Below are 2,182 nucleotides of genomic sequence, written 5' to 3'. Positions count from 1 at the left end.
GCCTCAGTCGCTTTCATCCCTCCATATAGCTGCTGCCAGCGGTAATAAGTAGGGGCTGAGACCTCCAGAGCTCTGCAGACATCGGCGACGGCTTGGCCTTGGTTAAGCAGTTGTTCCGCGGTGCGCAGCTTGCGGATGATCTGCTCGGGGTTGTGGCGTTTGCGTTTCATGGGGCTTCTCCTGGCCAAATCTGGCCGGTAAGGAAGCTCTCATAAGGGCTGGTTCAGTTTTTGGGGTCCACGTCATGGGTGTGTGTTCGCTATTACCTAGCAGTAGTGCTACTGGGTTTGCTGTACAACCGGTTAGGTCATTAATAAAAACAAGGCTCTTGCCCACTTGGTTATTACAGTTCTAATAATTATTGCGTTAAAAGCAAATAACATGAGGCATCTGTTCGATTATCAAATAAATCGATTAGGATATGTTGATGTTGATTGAGATCCAATTGAAAACTTTTGCAATATTAAGCAGTTGTGCTGCTTTATTTATTGCGCCCCTTGCTGCGGATGCGCAATTAAGACGTGCTGGTGCTCCTGGTTATGGGGTGATGGGAAATCCAATTGGCGCTCCTGGTATTCCTGCAGTTGAGTCGGGTGTAAATCTTGGCCGGCCAATTAATCGGCACGGATTGCGGTAAAAAGGCTGGTTTGAGCTGGAGCGTTTAGTAGAGGATGCTGAAAAGGAACCCCAGCTTGCCCGTGCATTACGTCATTGCCGTAGCAGTCCAGAACTAGTGCTAGCGGCAAGAAGGCTTGCTGATCAAAAAGAACATAAACAACAAAACATGGCTAAACGTCTAAGTAATTAGTAATTTTATTAATTTAGGACTAAATTCAAGATATCAATACTCAAATAAATTCAGAACAAAGAATCACCAAACTTTTTCGTACAAAGYTAGCACCAATCTCCATTGAACTTAAGGACATTAAATTCCTATAACGCCAGCGATTCACTGGCCTAAATGTGTTCCCTGCAAGAAGGATGACCTTACGGTGGAGCTTAGGTGCATGGTGGTTTTAGCTGACCAGTGCCTTTGCCTTTGCCTGAGGCGCTGGCGCACCACGAAGCAGGCCTTCCACACTTAAATCTTCATCAACATCTGGCCAGTGGATTCCAAAGCCGGCCCCAGCAATCTCCCAGTTTTCACGCTCCTGGGAAGTTGCAAGCAGAAGTCTTGGGAACCATGCCAACGGCACCGARATGGATCGACCGTCAGCCAAGTCGACGATCAGCCTGTCCTCTGTCAACGCGACGTCAGTGACCTGCTCACCAGGGTTAGCCATGAAATTCTTCCCATGCCTCTATTAGGATAGCTCTGTTCAAGCTGATCAAACGTTCAATTTCACSMAGCTCTCTGGCGCTAAAACCAAGGCTAAAAGATAGTGCAACAGGGACAAGCCAGACTTTGCATGACGCCTTATCTCTATCAACATGAACATGGGGTGGCTCATTTGGCTCGTGACTGTAGAAGTAGACCCTGTAAGGACCGCTCCTGAGGATTGTTGGCATGCGAAGTAGCTACCATTATGTCAACRATACCGRCCCAGACCTTCCTGCAAAGTTAACACTAATTAGAAAGTTTACGTAATTACATAGAACCATCTTMTTGGCACATATAGAGGCCAAAGATAATTTTATTTTGGTTAGCGCTTGAAAGAATTCCTCCTTCCCTTCAGGATATTGCGCGGAAGTTTAAACTATCTCAAAGAGCAAATGCACTGATATTAGAGGATTACCCTGGAAAGTTCAATAATTAGTTCTGCTTTAAACTAGGCGTAGTGCGCTCAAGCAATAATTCTAATTTTCGATCCTGCTTCTCTAATGCAACAACAAAAGCACTAATTGTTATCAGTAAAATACTAAACCAAGCAATTGAGCTGTAAATTAGTAATTTCCAYTGGCTGGCTAATGGATTGCYTGCAGCCCTAAGTGGTGCTGGTATAGCCCCAGAATCMAGTTCAGAYACATTTGCATCTGCATGTAGATCAAGAATTAACCTAAGCAATGCTTCTGGGTTAGCTGGMACYAARGCAGATTGATTCTCGCTTGCTGTTGCYTCTTTTRMTAATAATTCACGGCAATGCTGCAACCCACCACCAGCCCAAAATAAACCCCAGGCATATTTATCTACCTCTAAAGCAACCCAACGGTTAGGGCGCACATCATTACGGATATTACGGAT

At 45.2% G+C, this 2,182-nt stretch carries 4 protein-coding genes; all 4 read right to left on the bottom strand.

All coding sequences use genetic code 11. The features are described from left to right. Positions 1–170, bottom strand: a 170-nt coding sequence (locus C7K08_RS16960) for a transposase (protein ID WP_153062429.1), incomplete at its 3' end; no start/stop codon positions are given. A gap of 846 nt (positions 171–1,016) precedes the next feature. Beyond that, a complete protein-coding gene (locus C7K08_RS13610; RefSeq protein WP_106501073.1) occupies positions 1,017–1,283 on the bottom strand; it encodes a DUF2442 domain-containing protein in 267 nt (88 codons plus the stop codon). After that, entirely contained in the window at positions 1,276–1,509 is a 234-nt protein-coding gene (locus tag C7K08_RS13605) for a DUF4160 domain-containing protein (protein WP_106501072.1), read from the bottom strand. Before C7K08_RS13605 ends, C7K08_RS13610 begins: the two co-directional genes overlap by 8 nt. Before the next feature lie 244 nt (positions 1,510–1,753). Next, positions 1,754–2,182 (bottom strand): hypothetical protein (locus C7K08_RS16190; RefSeq protein WP_206603873.1); only part of this gene is annotated, 429 nt, incomplete at its 5' end.

It is taken from the genome of Synechococcus lacustris str. Tous (assembly GCF_003011125.1).
GTDB classification, from domain to species: Bacteria; Cyanobacteriota; Cyanobacteriia; order PCC-6307; family Cyanobiaceae; genus Synechococcus_D; species Synechococcus_D lacustris.
Note: the sequence above shows the minus strand (reverse complement) of the source record. Positions and strands in the feature narration are given on the sequence as shown.